Here is a 19,885-nt window from a genome sequence, read left to right on the forward strand (position 1 = left end):
CGGGATCCCGAGTTAAAGGAAACACATGATGACATTACATATCCAGCAGGCTCCAGATGGCGCGCCGCTGTTGCGGGTCGGCGCGTTGAATCTTGAATATCGCACGCACCATCGCGTCGTGCGGGCCACCCATGATGTCAGTTTTGATGTCTTTCCGGCCGACCGGTTCGTGCTGCTCGGGCCGTCGGGCTGCGGCAAATCGAGCCTGCTGAAGGCGGTCGGCGGTTTCCTGCCGGCCATGAGCGGCAGCATAATGCTGGATGGGGAACGCGTCACGCAGCCTGGCCCGGACCGTCTGATGGTGTTTCAGGAATTCGATCAGTTGCCGCCCTGGAAAACCGTCTTGGAAAACGTCATGTTCCCGCTGCTGGCGAGCGGCAAGGCCCGGCGGGCGGAAGCCCGCGAGCGTGCCGGTTATTTCCTCGACAAGGTCGGCCTGGCGGCCTTTGCCGACGCCTATCCTCATACCCTGTCGGGCGGCATGAAGCAGCGGGTGGCCATTGCCCGGGCGCTGGCCATGGAACCCAAGGTGCTGCTGATGGACGAACCCTTCGCCGCCCTAGACGCCCTGACGCGGCGCAAAATGCAGGAAGAGCTACTGGCGCTGTGGGAAGAGGTGCGCTTTACGCTGTTATTCGTTACCCATTCCATAGAGGAAGCGCTGGTAGTGGGCAGCCGCATACTGCTGCTGTCGCCTCATCCGGGCCGGGTGCGGGCGGAGATCAATAGTCACCAGTTCGGCATCAACGATGTTGGCGGCGGCGACTTCCAGCACACCGCCCAGCGCATCCACGATGTGTTGTTCAGCGATCCCGCGGCGGCGCAGCCTGACCGGGACGCGGTGGCCAAACCCCGGTTTAAAGTCGTCGGCGGCGCCAGGTGATCGCTGTTTATGTAACACCACAATGCCAGGAATTTCTGCCATGAGCATGCATCCACCCATTCGTCCAGAGTATCAGCTGGAACTGCCGCCGATTGCCGAGCTGAGCCTGGCAACGCCGCTGCCGTGGCCCACGCGGCTGTGGAACCGGGCCTGGCTGCGCAAGTCGGTTATTCTGCTGGTGCTGATTGCCCTGTGGGAAGGCGCGGCCCGCTGGCAAAACAATGATTTGTTATTACCCGGTTTTATCCAGACCTTTACCGCCTTCGCGCAGGATATGGCCAGCGGGGAACTGCCGGCCAAAATCGGCATGTCGCTCGGCACCCTGGTAAAAGGCTACGCGATCGGCACCGTGCTGGCGCTGGCGTTAAGCTCGCTGGCGGTATCGACGCGCGTCGGCCGGGATATATTAGGCACCCTGACCTCGATGTTTAACCCCTTGCCCGCCATCGCCCTGCTGCCGCTGTCGCTGCTGTGGTTCGGCCTGGGGGAAAACAGCCTGATTTTTGTGCTGGTGCATTCGGTGATGTGGCCGATGGCGGTAAATACCTATACCGGTTTCCTGGGCGTTTCCGACACCCTGCGCATGACCGGCCGCAACTACGGGCTACGGGGCCTGCGGTACGTCTGGCATATCCTGATCCCCGCCGCCCTGCCCTCCATCCTGTCCGGCCTGAAAATCGGCTGGGCCTTTGCGTGGCGTACCCTGATTGCCGCCGAGCTGGTGTTCGGCGCGTCGAGCGGTAAAGGCGGCTTGGGCTGGTACATTTTCCAGAATCGCAACGAACTCTATACCGACCGGGTGTTTGCCGGGCTGATCTCGGTGATCATCATCGGTTTATTGGTCGAAGGCCTGATTTTTACCACGCTTGAGCGGGTTACCGTCAAGCGGTGGGGCATGCAGAAATAGCCTGGCACCCTGGTGTCCGGGCGCATCGGCGCAGACCCGCGCCGATCGTGTCGGCAGGATAAGGAGACGCATATCGTGATTGTGGTTAAAGCACCCCAGAATTACCTGAACGAGGCGGGACTGATTAAACGCATCGGCGAATTTGTCGCGCCGATAACGCGCGATCGGGTGATGATCATCACCAGTCCCCGCGCCTGGCAGGCGACGCGGCAGGCCCTGGAGACCAGTTTCGGCGACCAGGGCATTAGCTGCCAGCACTATTTTCTACAGGGCGAATGCACTCGCGCCACCATCGGCGCCTTTAGCGCGCAGGCGGCGGCCCAGGGCATCCGGCTGGTTATCGGCATCGGCGGCGGTAAAGTGCTGGATACGGCCAAGGGCATTGCCGAATCCAGCGGGCGGCTGCCGCTGATTACCGTGCCCACCATTGCCGCCACCTGCGCCGCCTGGTCGCCCATCTCGGTGTTATACACCGAGGCCGGCGGCCACCTGAACTCCATGCCCTTGCAGCGCACGCCGGAATGGGTGCTGGTGGACAGCGGCATTATCGCCGCCACGCCGGTGCGCTACCTGAAAGCCGGCATCGTGGACGCGCTGGCCAAATGGTATGAGTTCGAGCCTTACCTGCGCCGGGACGACAGCAGCCTGTCGCTGGCGCTCAAGGCGCAGGCGGCCAGGCTGGCGCTGGATATCTTTGAACAGTCGGGGGCGCAGGCGCTGGCCGATAACGAGGCCGGCGTCGCCACGCCGGTGTTCGTAAAGGTGGTGGACGCGGTGATTGCCCTGGCCGGCATGGCCAATAGCATGCGCGATGAATTTCCCCGCATCGGCATCGCCCATGCGGTACACAACAGCATGACCTACCATCCCGATCTGCATGGTTTTTTGCATGGCGAACTGGTGGGATTCGGGCTGGTGGTCCAGTCCTTCCTGGATGAGGACCGGCCGCAGGCGCAGGACCATTTACTGCAGTTGCTGAGATCGTTTTCCACGCCGCTGACCCTGCGTCAGCTGGGCGTGGCCGGATCGGTTGCCGAGCGGATTAAACAGATTGCCCTGGGGATAAAGATTTCCCAGGACAACGCGGCGCGGCTGCCTTTTGCATTGGGCACGGAGCGCATTGAGCGGGCGCTGGCGCAAACCGCCCGGCTTGACGAGCCCGATGCCGGGCGGGATCAGCTCAGCCCGCTACCGGCGCCAAACGCCGCGCTGTTCGAGCCGCGCCCGGGATATCGTGCCGGGACGCGGGCCAGGGCATAACCGCCCGCTTTATTCCTGCGGCAGGAAGTCGTTGGTGTAGTATTGGGCGGCGGGCAGCGTCTGCTTGACGATGCCTACCCCGGTAATAGCGGTCAGCAGCGCGCTCCAGGCGTCGTCGTTCAGCCTGAGCTGATCCTTGTCCGGTTTACCCAGTATCGCCATGGTGTCCTGCCACTGCTGTTGCACAAAAGCGGGATCGTAGGCTTTGCTGTACTGGGCGGCAAACGCCGCGGTACCCTCGTCCGGATGCTCAATGGCATAACGGATGCTTTTGGCGGTGGCGCGCATAAAGGCCTTGGCCAACTCGGGATTTTTCTTCAGCCACTGCTGGTTGCCGGCAAACATAAAGATCGGCGTATCGGGCACGCCGTGCGCCGTGGCCGCCAGGAATTCCGGTTTTTGCCCGGTAGTCACGGCAATTTCCGTTCCTTCGGCGTTGGTAATGCCGGTGGTGGCGTCGACACGATTTTGCAGCAGCAGGGGCACCGTATCATCCGCGGCGGCGACCATTTGCACATCGTCCAGCGTCATGCCGGCGCTTTTCAGCACCAGGGATAGCTGTGCCTTGGTCCAGGCGTCGTTATAGATGCCGATTTTCTTACCTTTCAGCTCCCTGACGGTTACCGGATGGCCCTGCGGGGTAAAGATGCCCCAGTTATTGCCGCTGCCATAGCGACCGATGGCGATCACCGGGGCGCCCTGCTCCTTGGCGAAGATAATATCCATCACCGTGGTAAACGCCACGTCGGCGCGGCCGGTGCCGAGGAATTTCATGGTATCGGCCACCGTGGGCGGCGCGACGATATTCAGATCGATACCTTCTTCCAGGTAAAAGCCCTTGGCTTTACCCAGCGTCCAGGGGATCCAGAAGCCGTCCGCCACCGGCCATTCCTGGACAAAGGTGACCTTGGCCGGTGTCGGCGCCGCCTGCGCCGCGAAGGCGGCGGCCAACGTCGTCATCAGTACCGCTGCGCAGAGCGACGCGCGACGAAATAATGCAGATAGTCTCATTAATCTTTTCCCTTAAGCCATGATGGGGCCGTTCCCCGACGGGGTCATGCGCGACGTGGACTAACGGAGCATGTCCGCCGCGCCACCTATGTAGAATAGTGGATACTCATCGTTTTTGTCGTGGTTTTTAAACCGTTACAAATGACAAGGATATAGCGGGGTTTTTAGCTTAAAATGCTACTTTCACCCGGAATGGCACTAAACAGCCGGAATTTCTAACTGGTAAACAGAATACTCTGATAGCCGGCGGGGGCAGATTCAAGGAAAATCCTCTTTTATTAAAAATAACAGAGGGCAAAGACAATGCAGAATTTGATTCTCATCGCCGTATTGCTCGGCATCGCGGTATTTTCGTTGGTTATGGCTGTTAAAGAAACGCGTAAGAAGTCGCTGATTCGCCAGCGCCACCGTTAGCAGACCGGTGGCGGGCACAGTGCGGGCAGGATAGCCTGCATGCCGGCCTGCCGCTACTAACGTGGACCGGACACCGAACCTAGGCCCGGCCCGATGGTATAGTTGCCCTGTCAGAACTGATACACCATTCCCACCGCGACGATATTATTACGCTTGATATCCGCCCGTTCGCTAAACTCGTTGCCGTCCAGCAGGTTGATTTGATAATCGACATGAGCCGCCAGATTTTTATTGAAACTATAGGTGGCGCCGACATCAACGTATTTTCTCAGAGGCTGACGACCGTATTTTTCTATATCGACACCCGTGGTCTGGAGATAAGCCAATGAAGGGGTGAGGCCGAAATCAAACATATATTGCGCCACCACCTCCAGGGTTTGGGCTTTGTGCGCAAATCCGCTGATTTTGCCGTCATCCTCGAAATCACCAAACCGCGCCAGGTTGTAGCTTTGGGTATACATCACCGCTAAGTACAGGTTTTGCGCGTCATATTTTAGCGCGCCCGAGTAGGCGTTAACCTTATCGCCACCGCGGCCGTATTCCAGCTTTTTCTGCCCGCCGGTGCGGCTGGCGCTGCTGAACGCGCCCGCGGCGCTGATGCCATGGCCCAGGTCATAGGTCGCAGACATGCCATAGCCATTGCCGTTGGCCGCGCTAAGCCCGCGACCCTTGCCTTTTTTTTCACCGGCGGCGTTGGCCCCCTGGTATTGCAGCGCCACGTCCAGTCCTTCCACCAGGCCAAAGAAGCCGGCATTACGGTAGGTTGCCAGGTTATTAGCCCGCTGGGACAGGTAATCGTCCGCCCCGAAGGCGTCGCCGCCAAACTCCGGCAGCCGGTCGGTCCAGGACAGCACATCGTACAGCACGCCCCAGTTGCGACCGTAATCAAACGATCCATAGTCGCCGAACTTCAGCCCGATAAATCCCAAACGCGTGGTCATATCACGGGATTCGTCTTTTTCATCCTGATCCAGCAAAGCCTGGTATTGCCACTGGGCGTAGCCGGTCAGCTGGTTGGTGACCTGTGTTTCACCGAGAAAACCGAACCGCATATAGGATTGATCGGTGTCGACATTATTATTTTTAAAATAATGTACCCCGGCCAAGGTACCGTTCAAATCCAGCTTATGGCCGTCCTTGTTGTAGATCTCGACCGCGCCCGCCGCGCCGGTAAAGACTAAAACCGGCATCAGGGCATAATTAAGACATAGTTTCATTATAATATCCTCGGTGTATATAGTGCATTGCGCCACTGCCACGCCAATAAACGGATTGACGGCAGGCAAGAACAACCTGCTCAAAGAATAGTTTCTGACATGAGTCGCGATAATACCTAATTGAATTTAGCGATTCAACCGACCGAAGGAAATATTAAAGCTGTAACCTCAATAAACAATAAATGAAATCGCTTTTAAATTTAGATGAAAAAAGATTATTTTCGCATTGAATATTAAGTAATAAATATCAATTTATCATATAGTTAAAAATATACCGGATCATTTTACCCCCTCATCGCGCCCAAATTAAAACCACCACGCTAATTAGATTAGCATGCTCACTTATTGGTCATGTTTTTATTAAAACGGTATTGTCGGCAAGACGTTTAATTGAGGTTTAGCTGCTGGCATAAAACAGGAGGAATAAATTATACTATTAATAATGAAATTAAAAACGGAACGGGACGCAAGCGCCTCCCGTTCCGCCCTGGCGTCAGAACTGATATACCAAGCCTAACGCGACCACGTCGTCGGTATTGATACCGGCGGCATCGGTAAAGTTATCGTCATCCATCAGGTTGATTTTGTAATCTACATAGGTAGAGAGGTTTTTATTGAAGTAATAGCTGGTGCCCACATCGACAAATTTCACTAAATCTTCATTCTGGTAGGTATTGTTGTCGCCACCCTGCCCCAGGTCCTTGCCGCGGGTCTGGTTATAGCCGACGAACGGCACCAGTCCGAAGTCGAATTTGTAGTCTGCATAGGCTTCGAAGCTCTGCGCTTTATTCGCGTAACCGTAAACGCTTGAATCACTGGAGCCGAAAGGCGCCGCGTTATAGGACTGGGTAAACATGACCGCCACGTAAACCTGGTTGGCATCGTATTTTAACCCGCCGGAGTATCCTTCAGCCCGGTCGCCGCGTCCCATGATGGTATTATAGGTGCGGGCGCCGTTTTGATCGTCGGTGCGTTTCGAGTTGAAAAATGCGCCCGCCGCGCTGACGCCCATGCCGAGATCGTAGCTTAGCGACATGCCGTAGCCTTCGCCGTTTTGCCCCAGCACGTCTCGCCCGTTGGCCGACTCTTCCGGGTCGGCATTCTTGCCCTGGTACTGCAGGGCAAATTTCAGGCCGTCCACCAGGCCGAAGAAATTATTATTGCGGTACGTCGCCACGCCGCTGGTGCGCTGGAACATAAACTGATCGGCGCCGTAGGTGGAGCCGTCGAATTCGGGCTGCATATCGGTGAAGGCGGCGACATCGTACAGCACGCCGTCATTACGACCGTAGTCAAAGGAACCATAGTCGCCAAATTTCAGGCCGGCGAAGCCATAGCGCGTGTGGTTGCCGTCGTTGGAATCGCTGCCCTCGGTATTGTTGGCCTTGATTTCATATTCCCACTGGCCGTAGCCGGTGAGCTGGTCGTTGATCTGGGTCTCGCCTTTGAAGCCGAAACGGGTATAGGTCTTGTCGCCATCGTTGCCTTTATTATCGGAGAAGTAGTGCAAGCCATGGAGCGAGCCGTACAGGTCCAGTTTATTACCGTCTTTATTGTAGATTTCCGCGGCGCCGGCCGAACCGGCTGCCAGCAACGCAGGGATGAGCAGGGATAGAACGTGGAGTTTCATTCTTTTATCCTCGAGTATTTATTATCTTTGCCACCATTGTTTCGGAGTGCTTAAAAGATTTATTACGTCTCGATAAGCCATTTCATTTTGCAATAATTGCGATATTATACTAGCGTTAAAATGATACCAAATAGCTTACAGTGTTTCAAAATGCAAAGTTTATATTTAATCATGTTACCACATGGGAACTTATCGCCTTTTAAGCAAACAATAAAAAATAGTCACCCAACGCAACAAATGGGTAAATTTAATATTTTATTCATTAAAAAACAATAAGTTATTTAAGATAATCCGCAATAGCACTTTGTGTCAAAACGCGCTGTATTTTTAGACTATTATTAACAACGCTATCATCATTGAATTTCATTGTTACTCTCATCATTACCTATCATCATTATTTATCTTTTCCCTCGCCGGTGACTTCCCCGGCTTTTTTTTGAGCCAAAATAAATTATTAATATCCATTAATAAATGTTAGCAAATAAAACATAATTTTTGTCCGATGGGCATATTCGCAAAATGTTTTTGGATAAATATCGACTTATCAGCGCGGGCACGCATTATTTATAAGCGCCGCCGAAAAAAAACTAAAATACAAAAACCAGATATCAATCACATTAAAACGCATTTAACGCCTTTTTGTCCCCGCGGCCCTGTACGGCGCACTTCGTCATCAGGCCCTGATTATGGTACACTTCATGCCGTCATTTTCCGGGGCCGTGGCCGCTTGCGCCATGGCCGCCGGACAGCGGGAGACCACATGCGGCAAGACCAGGATATCGACATCATCTGGGATCGCTTACAGCGATCCGCTTTCCGGTCAAAATTCCGACTCAATGAAAAAGACCTGGCCTACCTGCGTAATAAAGGTACGGCGGTCGTGCTTTCCCACGCGCGGGATTTTATCGCCGCCCGGCTGGCGCCGGCGCTGCCGGCCAAAGACGGTAAGCAGACGCCCTGGCGCGGCCATCCGGCGTTCGTCGCCCAGCATGCCACCGCCACCTGCTGCCGGGGGTGTCTCGAAAAATGGCATGGCATCCCCAAGGGGCAAGCGTTAGGCGCCGCTGAACAAGACTATGTCGTGCGGCTGATAGCGTTATGGCTTGAACGCCGGGGCGGCGGCATCGATTAACGATCGCGGCACTGCGTTTCTTTTATCTATTTCCAGGCGGGATATTCAGGAAGCTTAATGACGACCGTAGATACACCACAGCACGCCGCCCTGCCGGTACGCATCGCCACACGTATTGTGTTCTTTATTGCCGGCTTCGGCATGTCGGCCTGGGCGCCGCTGGTGCCCTTCGCCAAGCTGCGCCTGGATATCGGCGACGCCTCCCTCGGCCTGTTGCTGCTTTGCCTGGGCATCGGTTCCTTGATGGCCATGCCGCTGGCGGCGCCGCTGGCCGCCAGGCTGGGCTGCAAGCGGCTGATTATCGGCGCCGGCGTTTTGCTCTGCCTGGCGCTGCCGGCCCTGGCGCTGACGCACACCTTAGTTTCGCTGGGCCTGTCGCTGCTGCTGTTCGGTATCGGGCTGGGAGCGATGGATATCAGTATGAACATCCAGGCGGTGGCGGTGGAAAAAGCCAGCGGCCGGGCGATGATGTCGGGATTTCACGGGTTTTTCAGTATCGGCGGCATCGCCGGCGCCGGTTTGGTCAGCATCCTGCTGTGGCTGGGCTGTACGCCGTTTTGGTCGATTGCCGTCGCCGACCTGCTGATCGTCGCCTTAATGCTGTATGCCGGGCGCGACCTGCTGTCGCAGCGCCAGGAAAACGATCCCGGCCCGCTGTTCGCGCGCCCGCGCGGCAAGGTCATGTTTATCGGACTGCTCTGCTTCATCCTGTTTTTAACCGAAGGCGCCATGCTTGACTGGAGCGCATTGTTCCTGACCGTCGAGCGCGGGCTCGATAGCGCCAAGGGCGGCTTGGGATATGCCCTGTTCTCCATCGCCATGACCATCGGCCGGCTTAACGGCGACCGGCTGATCAACGCCATTGGGCGTTATCATACCCTGGCGGCCGGCAGCCTGTGCGCGTCGGCCGGCATTGGGCTGGCTATTTTTATCGACCAGCCGGCGGTGACGCTGCTGGGCTTCATGCTGGTGGGATTGGGCGCGTCGAACCTGGTGCCGCTGCTGTTCAGCGTGGTGGGCAGGCAAACCGATATGCCGCCCAACCTGGCCCTGGCCGCTATTTCCGGCGTCGGCTACGCCGGCATCCTGGCCGGCCCGGCGCTGATTGGCTTTATTGCCCATTTGACCAGCCTGTTCGCCGCGTTTGGCTGCGTCGCATTGTTACTTCTGGTGGTCACCCTGAGCGCGCGTCGGGTGACCCGGTAAAAAAAGCCGGTGATGAAAAACACATATGCAAATTAAGAACCTGACCCTGACCTCGGCGGCGCTGACCCGCGGCCTGCTGGTATTTATTTTATTACTGCTGCTGTCGTTGTGGCTGTTCGGTTTCCATGCCGTCAATGCGTATATCATTGAGAAACAGCACAGCATGGCCACCATCACCCTGGCGCTGCAAAAACGCATCGATACCTACCGTTTCGTGGCGGACCGGCTTTATGACGAATCTTCCAGCACCAGCGCGACGGACGTTATGTTGGGGAATATTCACGAAACCCGCCTGCGTCCGGAGGTGTTTTACATCGAAAAGCCGCATAAAAAAACCGACGGCCTGATCTTTGGCGCCCATGAGAACGCCACCCTGGCCACGGCGGTCAAGATGTCCGACTACCTGGATATCCTGTGGGGCGCCGAGAGCAATAATTATTCCCTGTTTTACCTCAACGGCGTCGATAACAGCCTGACGCTGATTTCCACGCAGGCGCTGCGGGATATCGCGCCGCGGTTCGAGGACAGCTATATCAGCGCCTTGGTCAAATCGCGCCGGGCCGAAATGCTGCAGCAGGCCAATATTCTCGACGAGCGCGAAAGTTTCTCGCCGCTGCGCAAGTTCCGCTTCCAAAACGACTATTTCTTTACCCAGCGGATTATCATCAACCAGCCGGGACACCTCGCCACCATTGTCGCCTTTGACCTGCCGATCAACGATGTCATCCCGCTGAACATGGCGCGGGCCAATTTTTCCCTGGTGTCCGCCGATGAGTCCAGTGGCATCACCGACGACGGGCAGCAAGACGCGCAGTCCGTGACCAACCGGATAGCCGGCTCGACGCTGGCCATCACCGCGCAGTTTGCCAATGCGCCGCTGAACCTGGTCTATCGCGTGCCGCTGGGCAGCCTGACCGTTGATTTGCTGCGCAACAATATTTGGCCGCTTGCCATTGACCTGCTGTTGATTGCTCTCTCGCTGCTGGGCATTTACCTGGTGCGCCAGCATTTCCTGCGGCCGCGCGAGAATATGGCGCAGGCGCTGAAATCCCACCGCATCCTGGGCGAGGAAGTGATAGCCAACCTGCCCCTGGGTTTGCTGGTGTACAACTTCAGCGATAACAGCCTGGTCGCCAGCAACAAAATTGGCGATCACCTGCTGCCCCATCTCAGCCTGCAAAAAATCGCCAACCTGGCCGAAAGCCACCAGGGCATCATCCAGGCGACGGTCAATAACGAAGTCTACGAAATCCGCATGTTCAAAAGCCAGCTGTCCCCTGAAACCTATCTGTTCCAGCTACTGGATCATGATAAAGAGGTGCTGGTGAATAAAAGGCTGCAGCAGGCGCAGCAGGAACTGGCGAAAAACCACCAGGCCCGCCGCGCCATCCTGACCAACTTCCAGGATGAATTAAACCAGCCGCTGGTGGCGATTAACGAACTGACCGATGCCCTGGCGAACGCCGCCACCGACCAGGACCGGGAACGTTGCCTGGCGGAGCTGAAAAACGAGTCGTCACGGCTGGCGGCGCTGTTTGACAACCTGCGCCTGATCACGGCGCTGGAAATCCAGGACTGGCAACCGGTCCCCGAGGTATTTTCCCTGCCAAAACTTATCGACGCCCTGTTGGTGGAGCGTTTGCCCGCCCTGCGGCAAAAAGGCCTGAGCCTGTATAACCACTACCGTTTGCCGTTGAACCAACGGCAGATGGGCGACGCCGGCGCGGTAAAAAAAATCATCTCGCTGCTGCTGGATTACAGCATTATCAGTACCCGGTTCGGCAAGATTGCCTTATCGGTTGATCAAGACCCTTCCCGTCCCGATACCCTGCTGTGTACCATCAGCGATACCGGCAGCGGCATCAGCGCGGGGGAACTGGCCAATCTGCAGCAGCCGTTCGTCAGCCGGGCGCAGGAAGATCATTACCAGCGCGGATCCGCCCTCTCCTGGTTCCTTTGCTCCCAATTATGCAAAAAGATGGGCGGCAGCCTGGATATCCACAGCAAAGCCGATATCGGCACCCGTTATCGGGTCAGGCTGCGGCTGCCGCTGGCGGAAACCGGCGACGACGCGGACGATCGGGAGGACATCCTGGACGAAACCCTGGTGCTGCTGGATATCGCCAATGAGGAAGTGCGGGTCATCGTCAGCGAAATGCTGACCCAGTGGGGGGCGGAGTGCCTGTATCCCGATGAGCATCACCTGGTGCAGGAGCACGATCTGTTGCTGACCGACGATATTAACCGGCTGGAAGATTTTGCCGTGTTGCTGCACGGCGATGAACCGGCGATTACCACGCTGGCGCCGCACCGTCTGCGGGTAAACTACAACCTGAGCGGGCCGCTGCTTGACGGCATGCTACAATTGATGGAGCTCAGGCTGGCGCAAACCGATAACGGCAGGGACGTGGAACCGGCCGCGCCGTACGGCGAAGAAGCGGCCCTGGAGCAACTGATTTCCAGCGACTATTTTACCCTCTTTGCCGATACAGTACCCGATGACGTCAAGAGGCTGTATACTGAAGCCGAGAGCGGCGACCTGAGCGCTCTGGCCCAGACCGCGCACCGCCTCAAAGGCGTCTTTGCCATGCTGAACCTGGTCCCGGGCAAGTTGTTGTGTGAGACCCTGGAACAACATATAAAACAAGCTACTATACAAAATGATAATACAAAAATCGGCAACGATATCCACCAAATTGATGTTTTTGTCATTAAACTGCTACAGCATGCAAGGTAGTCAACATTATGAATAATCTGAACGTCATCATTGCCGATGACCATCCGATAGTCCTGTTTGGCATTCGCAAATCACTGGAATCCATTGAATGGGTCAAAGTGGTTGGCGAATTTGAGGATTCCACCTCGTTAATCAACAGCCTTAGCAAACTGGACGCCAACGTCCTGGTGACCGATCTTTCGATGCCCGGCGAGAAATACGGCGACGGCATTACCCTGATTAAATATATCAAACGCCATTACCCGCAGTTGGCGATCATCGTATTGACCATGAATAACAATCCGGCCATTTTAAGCGCGGTGCTGGAGCTGGATATCGACGGTATCGTGCTTAAGCAAGGCGCGCCTACCGATCTGCCCAAGGCGCTGGCTTCGCTGCAAAAGGGGAAAAAATATACCCCGGACAGCGTGGCTAAACTGCTTGAGCGGATAAGCGCCGGCGGTTATGGCGATAAACGCCTGTCGCCGAAAGAGAGCGAAGTGCTGCGGCTGTTCGCCGAGGGATTCCTGGTCACGGAAATCGCCAAAAAGCTGAATCGCAGCATCAAGACCATCAGCAGCCAGAAAAAATCGGCCATGCTGAAACTGGGCGTGGAAAACGATATTGCGCTGCTTAATTATCTGTCGTCGGTCAGCATGGCCCCGGTGGATAAAGAATAATTCCCCATCCCTTGCCATGGGCGACGTTTTACGCCGCCCATACGGCACTTTTTTGCCTTTGCCCGACATTCAGCCCATTTCCCGCCCCGGTGCCCGCGCCCCATCGGTTTTATCCGACATGGCGTCATCACCCGTCCAATTGACTATTACCCGGCATCAGCGGGCGACTGTTGGCGCCGCTGGCGGGTGAGCTGGCTGAAATGCGCCAGGGTGGGCATGAGCACGCTCAGGGTAACCGGTTTGGACAAACAGCTATCCATGCCCGCATCCAGGCAGCGCTGTTTTTCCTCCGCCAGGGCATTGGCGGTAACGCCGATTACCGGCAGGCGGACGCCCTGCCCGCGTAAACGGCGGGTTAGCTGATAGCCGTCCATATTCGGCATATTGACATCGGTCAGGATGATATCCACCGACTGTTTTTGCAGCGTTCCCAGCGCATCCACCCCGTCGTTGGCGGTGATCACCTGATATCCCAGGGATTCAAGCTGATCCGCCAGCAGCCGGCGGTTGATCGGATGATCGTCCACCACCAGGATGCGGATATCGTTATTCAGATCCTGGGCGGTTTGCTGCACGGCGGCCGGTGACGGCAGCGCCGGGAGCAGCGCCTGGTCGCCACGGTAGATTTTAATCAGCAGCAGCGGCAGCGCGTCGGCGAAGGCCGGGCTTAACCACCACTCTCCCTCGGACATTTCCTGCGCGGGGCCAATATGCGATAGCATAAAACGGATCCAGACGCGGGGACGGACGGCGGGGGTGCGCTCGTCATCGGTAATAAACACCGATTCATAACCGATGTCCTGACAGGTATGACGTTTTACCCGGATGCCCTCCGCGCCCAGCAGGCGGGTCAGGTAGATTTCCAGCGCCGCGTTGCGCACGCTCAGCCAGCATACGCGCCCATAGAGATCGCTGCTCAGCACCGGGGGGGCGTAGCTCGCCTGGTAAAGCGGCAGCCGGATGGTAAACTGGCTTCCCAGCCCGGTCTCGGACTCAACGGCGATATCGCCGTCCATCAGGTTAACCAGCTTTTCGCAAATCGCCAACCCCAGGCCGGTGCCGTGGGACTGCTGCTGACCGCCGCCGCCCAGTTGCACAAAGGGGTCGAACAGCCGCAGCAGTTCACGCTGCTGGATGCCCACCCCGGTATCGCGGACCTGGAACAGCAGGTAGTCGTCATGGCGGTAGACGCGGATCAACAGACAGCCGCTGCGGGTGAATTTAATGGCATTGTTCAGCAGGTTCGACAGCACCTGCTGCAGGCGCACCGGATCGCCGCGCAGGTTCTGCGGCACATCGGGATCGATAAAGCAGTACAGCCCCAGCCGTTTTTTCACCACCAGCGACAGGTAATTGCCGGCAATCTGGCTGACCACCTCGCGCGGCGAAAAACACCGGGGTTCAATCTTCAGCTGCTCGGATTCAATTTTCGAGAAATCGAGAATATCACTGATAATGTTCAGTAACAGCGCGGAAGAGTTATCCATTGCCATCACCAGGCGATCGACGCCGTCCGGCAGGGCCTTGGTCTTGATTAAATCCAGATTGCCGATAATCCCGTACAGCGGCGTGCGCAATTCATGGCTGACGGTGGCCAGGAACATTGATTTCGCCTGGCTGGTCTGCTCCGCCGCCGCCGCCATTTCCTGCAAAGACTCCTCCATCCTCACCCGGGCGCTGATATCCACCAGCACACAGATGGCGACATTTTCATTCAGGTAGCGCGAATGAACGAAGCTTATTTGCAGGTTAGTGTTATTACTGGTCATCACATCGACAAAATTCACCTGCTGGCCGCAGATGATATGGATAATGCGCTGCCGATCCTCGAAGGTCAGCAGGCTGAGGTAATTGTGCGCCAGTTCATTACTGATGAGGTTAGCGCCGTCGCTGATGCGCAGGATGCAGATGCCGACCGGCGCCGACGCGACAATTTTGCGGTTGAACTGCTCGTTCTCCTCCAGCTGCAGGGCATTTTTTTCCGCCGGGGAAAACATTTTGCGCTCAAACAGCCAGGCCAGCATGAATAACAGCGTCGCCGACAGCAGATTTAACAGCAGGGCGTTGAATATCAACGACTTGAAATTCTCCACCACCGTCGTCAGCGCCAGCGAATAAACGATGCTCAGGGACGACGGGGTCAGGCTTTTTTTCATCACCAGGTTTTTATAACCATCGGTATAACCATAATAACTGGCCTGCGCCGGATACACGCTCAGCGCCGAGGCTTTACGCTCCCCTTCGGACAGCGATATCACCGGGGTATTATTCTGATCCACCAGGGTGACACCAATAGGCAAGGTGCTGGCGGTGGAAAAATCCTCCAGCCGGATGCTCAGTTCAATGCCCAGCAACGCCTGTAGCTTATTGGCAACATAGATGGGGGTTAACACGTAGAAATAGCCGCCGCCGGCACGCGAGCCAGGCACCACCCAGTACAGATCGTCCTCGCGTCCGTTTTGCCGGGCGTTACGGTATTTGGTTACCTGCTGCTGCAGGCTTTTTGGCAGCGTGGCCGCGGTGCCCGACGAGGCGCTGCGGAAGTTGAAATCCGCCATGCACAGGCTTTCGCCGCTGATATAAAACACCCGGTTAAGGTCATAGGCATCGGAAAAACTGTCTTTCCAATAGCTGAGGAAATAGCTCAGGGAATCGACGGCATTATGGTATTCGGTACCGGTGCGGCTACAGTCGGAATTGGGATACAGCGGCGAAAATTCTGGCCGGCTGGTTTTGCCGGCAAAAACGCCGTTAAGCATATCCAGCCCTGCCAGCCCGGCGTTCAGCCGGTTTTCCGCCACGTATTTTATTTCCCGCATAATGGAGGCGGAGCGGGTGATATAGTTCTGGGCCTGCCCGTAGCCGGTGTAATACTCCTGGCGCAAATCGGATTCACGCTGGTGCATCAGGCTGATAATGTAAAAAGCCGATAGCAGCGCGCCCAGCGCCCAAAGCAGTAACGCCAGGGTGCGAAACAGATAGCGGGATATTTTTACCGTTGTGCGAAATGATGAGAAGTATTTCAAAAAAGTCACTTCCGGTAATAGTGTTCAATCGGAGGCCGTCGTATGCCGTTACACTACCGGCACCCTATAAAAAAGCCAGCGCGGCGGCTGGCTTTCCGGGGCGACAGGGCCGCCCGGCATTATGGTAACACCGGGCGGCGACGTCGACAATCAGGCGTTGGGCTCGTCGTCTCCGGCCGCCTGGTCGTCATCCTCCTCGTCGATATCGTCGCCGTCGACGTCTTCAATGTCGGCATCTTCGCTATCGTCGCCTTCGGCCAGGCCTTCCACGCTGTCGAGCTCTTCGTCGTCCACGGGCTCGGCGACGCGCTGCAGGCCCACCACATGCTCGTCTTCAGCAGTGCGGATCAGGGTAACGCCCTGGGTATTGCGCCCGACGATGCTGACTTCGGACACCCGGGTGCGCACCAGCGTGCCGGCATCGGTGATCATCATGATCTGATCGGTATCGGCCACCTGTACCGCGCCGACCACCTCACCGTTGCGTGCGCTCACCTTGATCGAGATCACGCCGAGCGTGGCGCGGGACTTGGTGGGGTATTCTTCCTGGGCGGTACGCTTGCCGTACCCATGCTGGGTAACGGTCAGAATCGGCCCGTCGCCGCGCGGCACGATAAGCGATACCACGCGATCCTTGGCGGCCAGGTTGATGCCGCGCACGCCGGTGGCGGTACGACCCATTGAACGCACCTGCCCTTCCGGGAAGCGCACCACTTTACCATAGGCGGAGAACAGCATGACTTCGTTCTGGCCGTCGGTCAGGTCGACGCCTATCAGTTCGTCGCCGTCGTTGAGGTTGACGGCGATGATGCCGGCGCTGCGTGGACGGCTGAACTCGGTCAGCGCGGTCTTTTTCACCGTGCCGCTGGCGGTCGCCATAAACACATGGCGGCCTTCCTCATATTCCCGCACCGGCAGGATGGCGGTGATGCGTTCATTCGGCTCCAGCGGCAGCAGGTTGACGATCGGCCGGCCGCGGGCGCCGCGGCTGGCTTCCGGCAGTTGATATACCTTCATCCAATACAGGCGGCCGCGGCTGGAGAACAACAGGATGGTGTCGTGGGTATTGGCCACCAGCAGCCGGTCGATGAAGTCTTCTTCCTTGATGCGCGCCGCCGATTTGCCCTTGCCGCCGCGCCGCTGGGCTTCGTAATCGGTAAGTGGCTGATATTTGACATAACCCTGATGGGACAGGGTCACGACCACGTCTTCCTGGCTGATCAAGTCTTCGATATTGATATCTGAGGTGTTGGCGGTGATCTCGGTACGACGGGCATCGTTGTACTGTTCCTTCATCGCGTTCAGCTCTTCACGAATCACTTCCATCAGCCGGTCGGGACTTTCCAGGATAATGATCAGTTCAGCGATTTGCTCCAGCAGCTCTTTATATTCGTCGAGCAGCTTTTCATGCTCCAGGCCGGTCAGTTTTTGCAGGCGCAAATCAAGGATCGCCTGGGCCTGCTGTTCGGTCAGGTAATATTTGCCGTCGCGGATGCCGAACTCCGGCTCGAGCCATTCAGGCCTGGCCGCGTTGTCGCCGGCGCGCTCAAGCATGGCCGCCACGGTGCCCAGTTCCCAGGAGCGGGCAACCAGCCCGGCCTTGGCTTCGGTCGGGCTTTGCGCGTTGCGGATAAGCTCGATGATCGGATCGATATTGGCCAGCGCCACGGCCAGGGCTTCGAGGATATGGGCGCGGTCGCGGGCCTTGCGCAGTTCAAAGATAGTGCGGCGGGTAACCACTTCACGGCGATGGCGCACAAAGGCCGACAGGATGTCCTTCAGGGCCATGATCCTGGGCTGGCCCTGGTGCAACGCCACCATATTGATACCGAACGACACCTGCAGCTGCGTCTGGGAGTAGAGGTTGTTCAACACCACCTCGCCCACCGAATCGCGCTTGATTTCGATCACGATACGCATGCCGTCTTTGTCGGATTCGTCACGCAGGGCGCTGATGCCCTCGATGCGTTTGTCCTTGACCAGCTCGGCAATCTTTTCGATCAGGCGGGCTTTATTCACCTGGTATGGAATTTCATGCACGATAATGGTTTCGCGGCCGCTCTTGGCATCCGCTTCCACTTCCGCGCGGGCGCGAATCAGGATTTTGCCGCGTCCGGTGCGATAGGCCTCCTCGATGCCGCGCCGGCCGTTGATAATGGCGGCGGTGGGGAAGTCCGGCCCCGGGATGTGTTCCATCAGCCCTTCGACGCTGATATTTTCATCATCGATATAGGCCAGGCAGCCGTTGATCACCTCGGTGAGGTTATGCGGCGGAATATTGGTGGCCATGCCGACCGCGATACCGGAGGAGCCGTTGATCAGCAGGTTGGGGACCTTGGTGGGCATGACCTCTGGGATTTGCTCGGTGCCGTCGTAGTTCGGCACATAGTCCACGGTGTCTTTTTCGAGGTCCGCCAATAATTCATGGGCGATTTTCGACATGCGGATTTCGGTATAACGCATCGCCGCGGCTGAGTCGCCGTCGACGGAACCGAAGTTACCCTGGCCATCCACCAGCATGTAACGCAGCGAGAACGGCTGGGCCATACGCACGATGGTGTCGTAGACCGCGGAATCACCATGGGGGTGATATTTACCGATAACGTCCCCGACCACGCGGGCCGATTTTTTGTAAGGTTTATTCCAGTCATTACCAAGCACGCTCATCGCAAATAAAACGCGGCGGTGTACCGGCTTCAGTCCATCACGTACATCCGGCAGCGCACGTCCGATAATAACGGACATGGCATAATCCAGATAAGAGCGTTTCATCTCTTCTTCGATGTTGACCGGTGTTATTTCTCTGGCAAGGTCGCTCATGCAGCCGCTATCCCTCTACTAATTGATGCATCTACCCGGATTTGAAGGTGCCAAAGTATACCATAAATCGGTGATTCAGGGAAAATAGTCGGCGACTTAACGCGTCCGCCCCGGTGATTTCCACCGTTATGCCGCTGGTCAGTTGCGAGGTTAGCGGTATACTTGCCGCAGGCGGGCAGATCAAACCCGGGAAACACCTGTATGAACGAAAATACCAACGCGATAAGGGAGCGTGCGTGATGAATCCGCAAGTCAGCAGCAATAAACAGGACGTCGTGCGTCACGACAATGTCGACCAGCAGGAAATTGCCAAATTTGACGCCGTCGCCTCGCGCTGGTGGGATCTGGAAGGCGAATTCAAGCCGTTGCACCGCATTAATCCGCTGCGCCTGGATTATATCCTGGCGCGCGCCGGCGGCCTGTTCGGCAAATCGGTGCTGGACGTCGGCTGCGGCGGCGGCATCCTGGCGGAAAGCATGTGCCGCGAAGGCGCGCGGGTTACCGGGCTGGACATGGGCACCGAGCCGCTGGCGGTGGCGCGCCTGCACGCGCTGGAAAGCGGGGTAAAGATCGGCTATATCCAGCAGACGGTGGAGGAACACGCCGCGGCCAACCCCGGACGCTATGACGTGGTGACCTGCATGGAAATGCTGGAGCACGTGCCCGATCCGGCCTCGATCGTGCGCGCCTGCGCCCGGCTGGTCAAACCCGGCGGCGACGTATTTTTCTCGACGCTGAACCGCAATCCCAAGGCCTGGCTGATGGCCATCATCGGCGCCGAGTACCTGCTGCGCATCGTGCCGCGCGGCACCCATGACGTCAGGAAGTTCATCAAACCGTCGGAGCTGCTGAACTGGCTTGAAAGCACGCCCCTGCGCGAGCGCCATATTATCGGCCTGCATTATAACCCGCTGCGCGATCGTTTTTCCCTCGGCGGCAATGTCGATGTTAATTACATGTTGCACACGCGCCACCAGTCGTGA

General features: G+C 57.1%; 13 protein-coding genes. 8 read left to right on the top strand and 5 right to left on the bottom strand.

Going from position 1 to position 19,885, the window contains the following annotated elements; genetic code table 11:
* Positions 1-28 precede the first annotated feature (28 nt).
* From GRH90_RS21190 to GRH90_RS21200, 3 genes are all read left to right on the top strand, one after another.
* Positions 29-883, top strand: coding sequence for an ABC transporter ATP-binding protein (locus tag GRH90_RS21190; RefSeq protein WP_162368055.1), 855 nt, complete (start codon positions 29-31; stop codon positions 881-883).
* 40 nt (positions 884-923) lie between these two features.
* Positions 924-1,790: an ABC transporter permease gene (locus GRH90_RS21195; protein WP_162367957.1), complete on the top strand. Its 867-nt coding sequence runs from the start codon at positions 924-926 to the stop codon at positions 1,788-1,790.
* 75 nt (positions 1,791-1,865) lie between these two features.
* Complete coding sequence (locus tag GRH90_RS21200) at positions 1,866-3,050, top strand: iron-containing alcohol dehydrogenase family protein (protein WP_162367958.1); 1,185 nt, start codon at positions 1,866-1,868, stop codon at positions 3,048-3,050.
* Positions 3,051-3,059: 9 nt separating this feature from the next.
* Here the strand turns inward: GRH90_RS21200 and GRH90_RS21205 are convergent, their stop codons facing one another.
* The 3 genes from GRH90_RS21205 to ompC form a co-directional block, all read right to left on the bottom strand.
* On the bottom strand, positions 3,060-4,061 hold the full coding sequence (locus tag GRH90_RS21205; protein ID WP_162367959.1) for an ABC transporter substrate-binding protein: 1,002 nt from the start codon (positions 4,059-4,061) through the stop codon (positions 3,060-3,062).
* A gap of 524 nt (positions 4,062-4,585) precedes the next feature.
* Complete coding sequence (locus GRH90_RS21210; RefSeq protein ID WP_162367960.1) at positions 4,586-5,692, bottom strand: porin; 1,107 nt, start codon at positions 5,690-5,692, stop codon at positions 4,586-4,588.
* A gap of 493 nt (positions 5,693-6,185) precedes the next feature.
* Complete coding sequence (gene ompC, locus GRH90_RS21215) at positions 6,186-7,322, bottom strand: porin OmpC (RefSeq protein ID WP_162367961.1); 1,137 nt, start codon at positions 7,320-7,322, stop codon at positions 6,186-6,188.
* Between the two features lie 760 nt (positions 7,323-8,082).
* On the opposite strand from ompC, the gene GRH90_RS21220 reads away from it, so the two are divergent.
* Genes GRH90_RS21220 through rcsB form a run of 4 tightly spaced genes read left to right on the top strand, consistent with a single transcriptional unit; the run spans position 8,083 to position 13,056 of the window.
* The gene (locus tag GRH90_RS21220; protein ID WP_162367962.1) at positions 8,083-8,454 is read left to right on the top strand and encodes a DUF4186 domain-containing protein; all 372 of its coding nucleotides are present in this window, start codon (positions 8,083-8,085) and stop codon (positions 8,452-8,454) included.
* 57 nt (positions 8,455-8,511) lie between these two features.
* Positions 8,512-9,660 (top strand): MFS transporter, encoded by a 1,149-nt coding sequence (locus tag GRH90_RS21225; protein WP_162367963.1) that lies wholly within the window; start codon positions 8,512-8,514, stop codon positions 9,658-9,660.
* A gap of 25 nt (positions 9,661-9,685) precedes the next feature.
* Complete coding sequence (gene rcsD / locus GRH90_RS21230; RefSeq protein ID WP_162367964.1) at positions 9,686-12,397, top strand: phosphotransferase RcsD; 2,712 nt, start codon at positions 9,686-9,688, stop codon at positions 12,395-12,397.
* An 8-nt stretch (positions 12,398-12,405) separates the two neighbouring features.
* Complete coding sequence (rcsB, locus tag GRH90_RS21235; RefSeq protein ID WP_162367965.1) at positions 12,406-13,056, top strand: response regulator transcription factor RcsB; 651 nt, start codon at positions 12,406-12,408, stop codon at positions 13,054-13,056.
* 146 nt (positions 13,057-13,202) lie between these two features.
* Here the strand turns inward: rcsB and rcsC are convergent, their stop codons facing one another.
* A complete protein-coding gene (gene rcsC, locus GRH90_RS21240; RefSeq protein WP_162367966.1) occupies positions 13,203-16,082 on the bottom strand; it encodes a two-component system sensor histidine kinase RcsC in 2,880 nt (959 codons plus the stop codon).
* A gap of 150 nt (positions 16,083-16,232) precedes the next feature.
* Positions 16,233-18,902, bottom strand: coding sequence for a DNA topoisomerase (ATP-hydrolyzing) subunit A (gene gyrA / locus GRH90_RS21245; RefSeq protein ID WP_162367967.1), 2,670 nt, complete (start codon positions 18,900-18,902; stop codon positions 16,233-16,235).
* Positions 18,903-19,141: 239 nt separating this feature from the next.
* Between gyrA and ubiG the strand changes: the two genes are divergently transcribed.
* Positions 19,142-19,885: a bifunctional 2-polyprenyl-6-hydroxyphenol methylase/3-demethylubiquinol 3-O-methyltransferase UbiG gene (gene ubiG / locus GRH90_RS21250; protein WP_162368056.1), complete on the top strand. Its 744-nt coding sequence runs from the start codon at positions 19,142-19,144 to the stop codon at positions 19,883-19,885.

It is taken from the genome of Acerihabitans arboris, assembly GCF_010131535.1.
GTDB lineage: Bacteria > Pseudomonadota > Gammaproteobacteria > Enterobacterales > Enterobacteriaceae > Acerihabitans > Acerihabitans arboris.

Bases quoted from the DNA above. Each gene is read 5' to 3' on its own strand.
- GRH90_RS21190 (WP_162368055.1), top strand. From the start codon at position 29: ATGACATTACATATCCAGCAGGCTCCAGATGGCGCGCCGCTGTTGCGG.
- GRH90_RS21205 (WP_162367959.1), bottom strand. From the start codon at position 4,061: ATGAGACTATCTGCATTATTTCGTCGCGCGTCGCTCTGCGCAGCGGTA.
- gyrA (WP_162367967.1), bottom strand. From the start codon at position 18,902: ATGAGCGACCTTGCCAGAGAAATAACACCGGTCAACATCGAAGAAGAG.
- GRH90_RS21210 (WP_162367960.1), bottom strand. From the start codon at position 5,692: ATGAAACTATGTCTTAATTATGCCCTGATGCCGGTTTTAGTCTTTACC.
- ubiG (WP_162368056.1), top strand. From the start codon at position 19,142: ATGAATCCGCAAGTCAGCAGCAATAAACAGGACGTCGTGCGTCACGAC.
- GRH90_RS21195 (WP_162367957.1), top strand. From the start codon at position 924: ATGAGCATGCATCCACCCATTCGTCCAGAGTATCAGCTGGAACTGCCG.
- rcsB (WP_162367965.1), top strand. From the start codon at position 12,406: ATGAATAATCTGAACGTCATCATTGCCGATGACCATCCGATAGTCCTG.
- GRH90_RS21225 (WP_162367963.1), top strand. From the start codon at position 8,512: ATGACGACCGTAGATACACCACAGCACGCCGCCCTGCCGGTACGCATC.
- rcsD (WP_162367964.1), top strand. From the start codon at position 9,686: ATGCAAATTAAGAACCTGACCCTGACCTCGGCGGCGCTGACCCGCGGC.
- GRH90_RS21220 (WP_162367962.1), top strand. From the start codon at position 8,083: ATGCGGCAAGACCAGGATATCGACATCATCTGGGATCGCTTACAGCGA.
- ompC (WP_162367961.1), bottom strand. From the start codon at position 7,322: ATGAAACTCCACGTTCTATCCCTGCTCATCCCTGCGTTGCTGGCAGCC.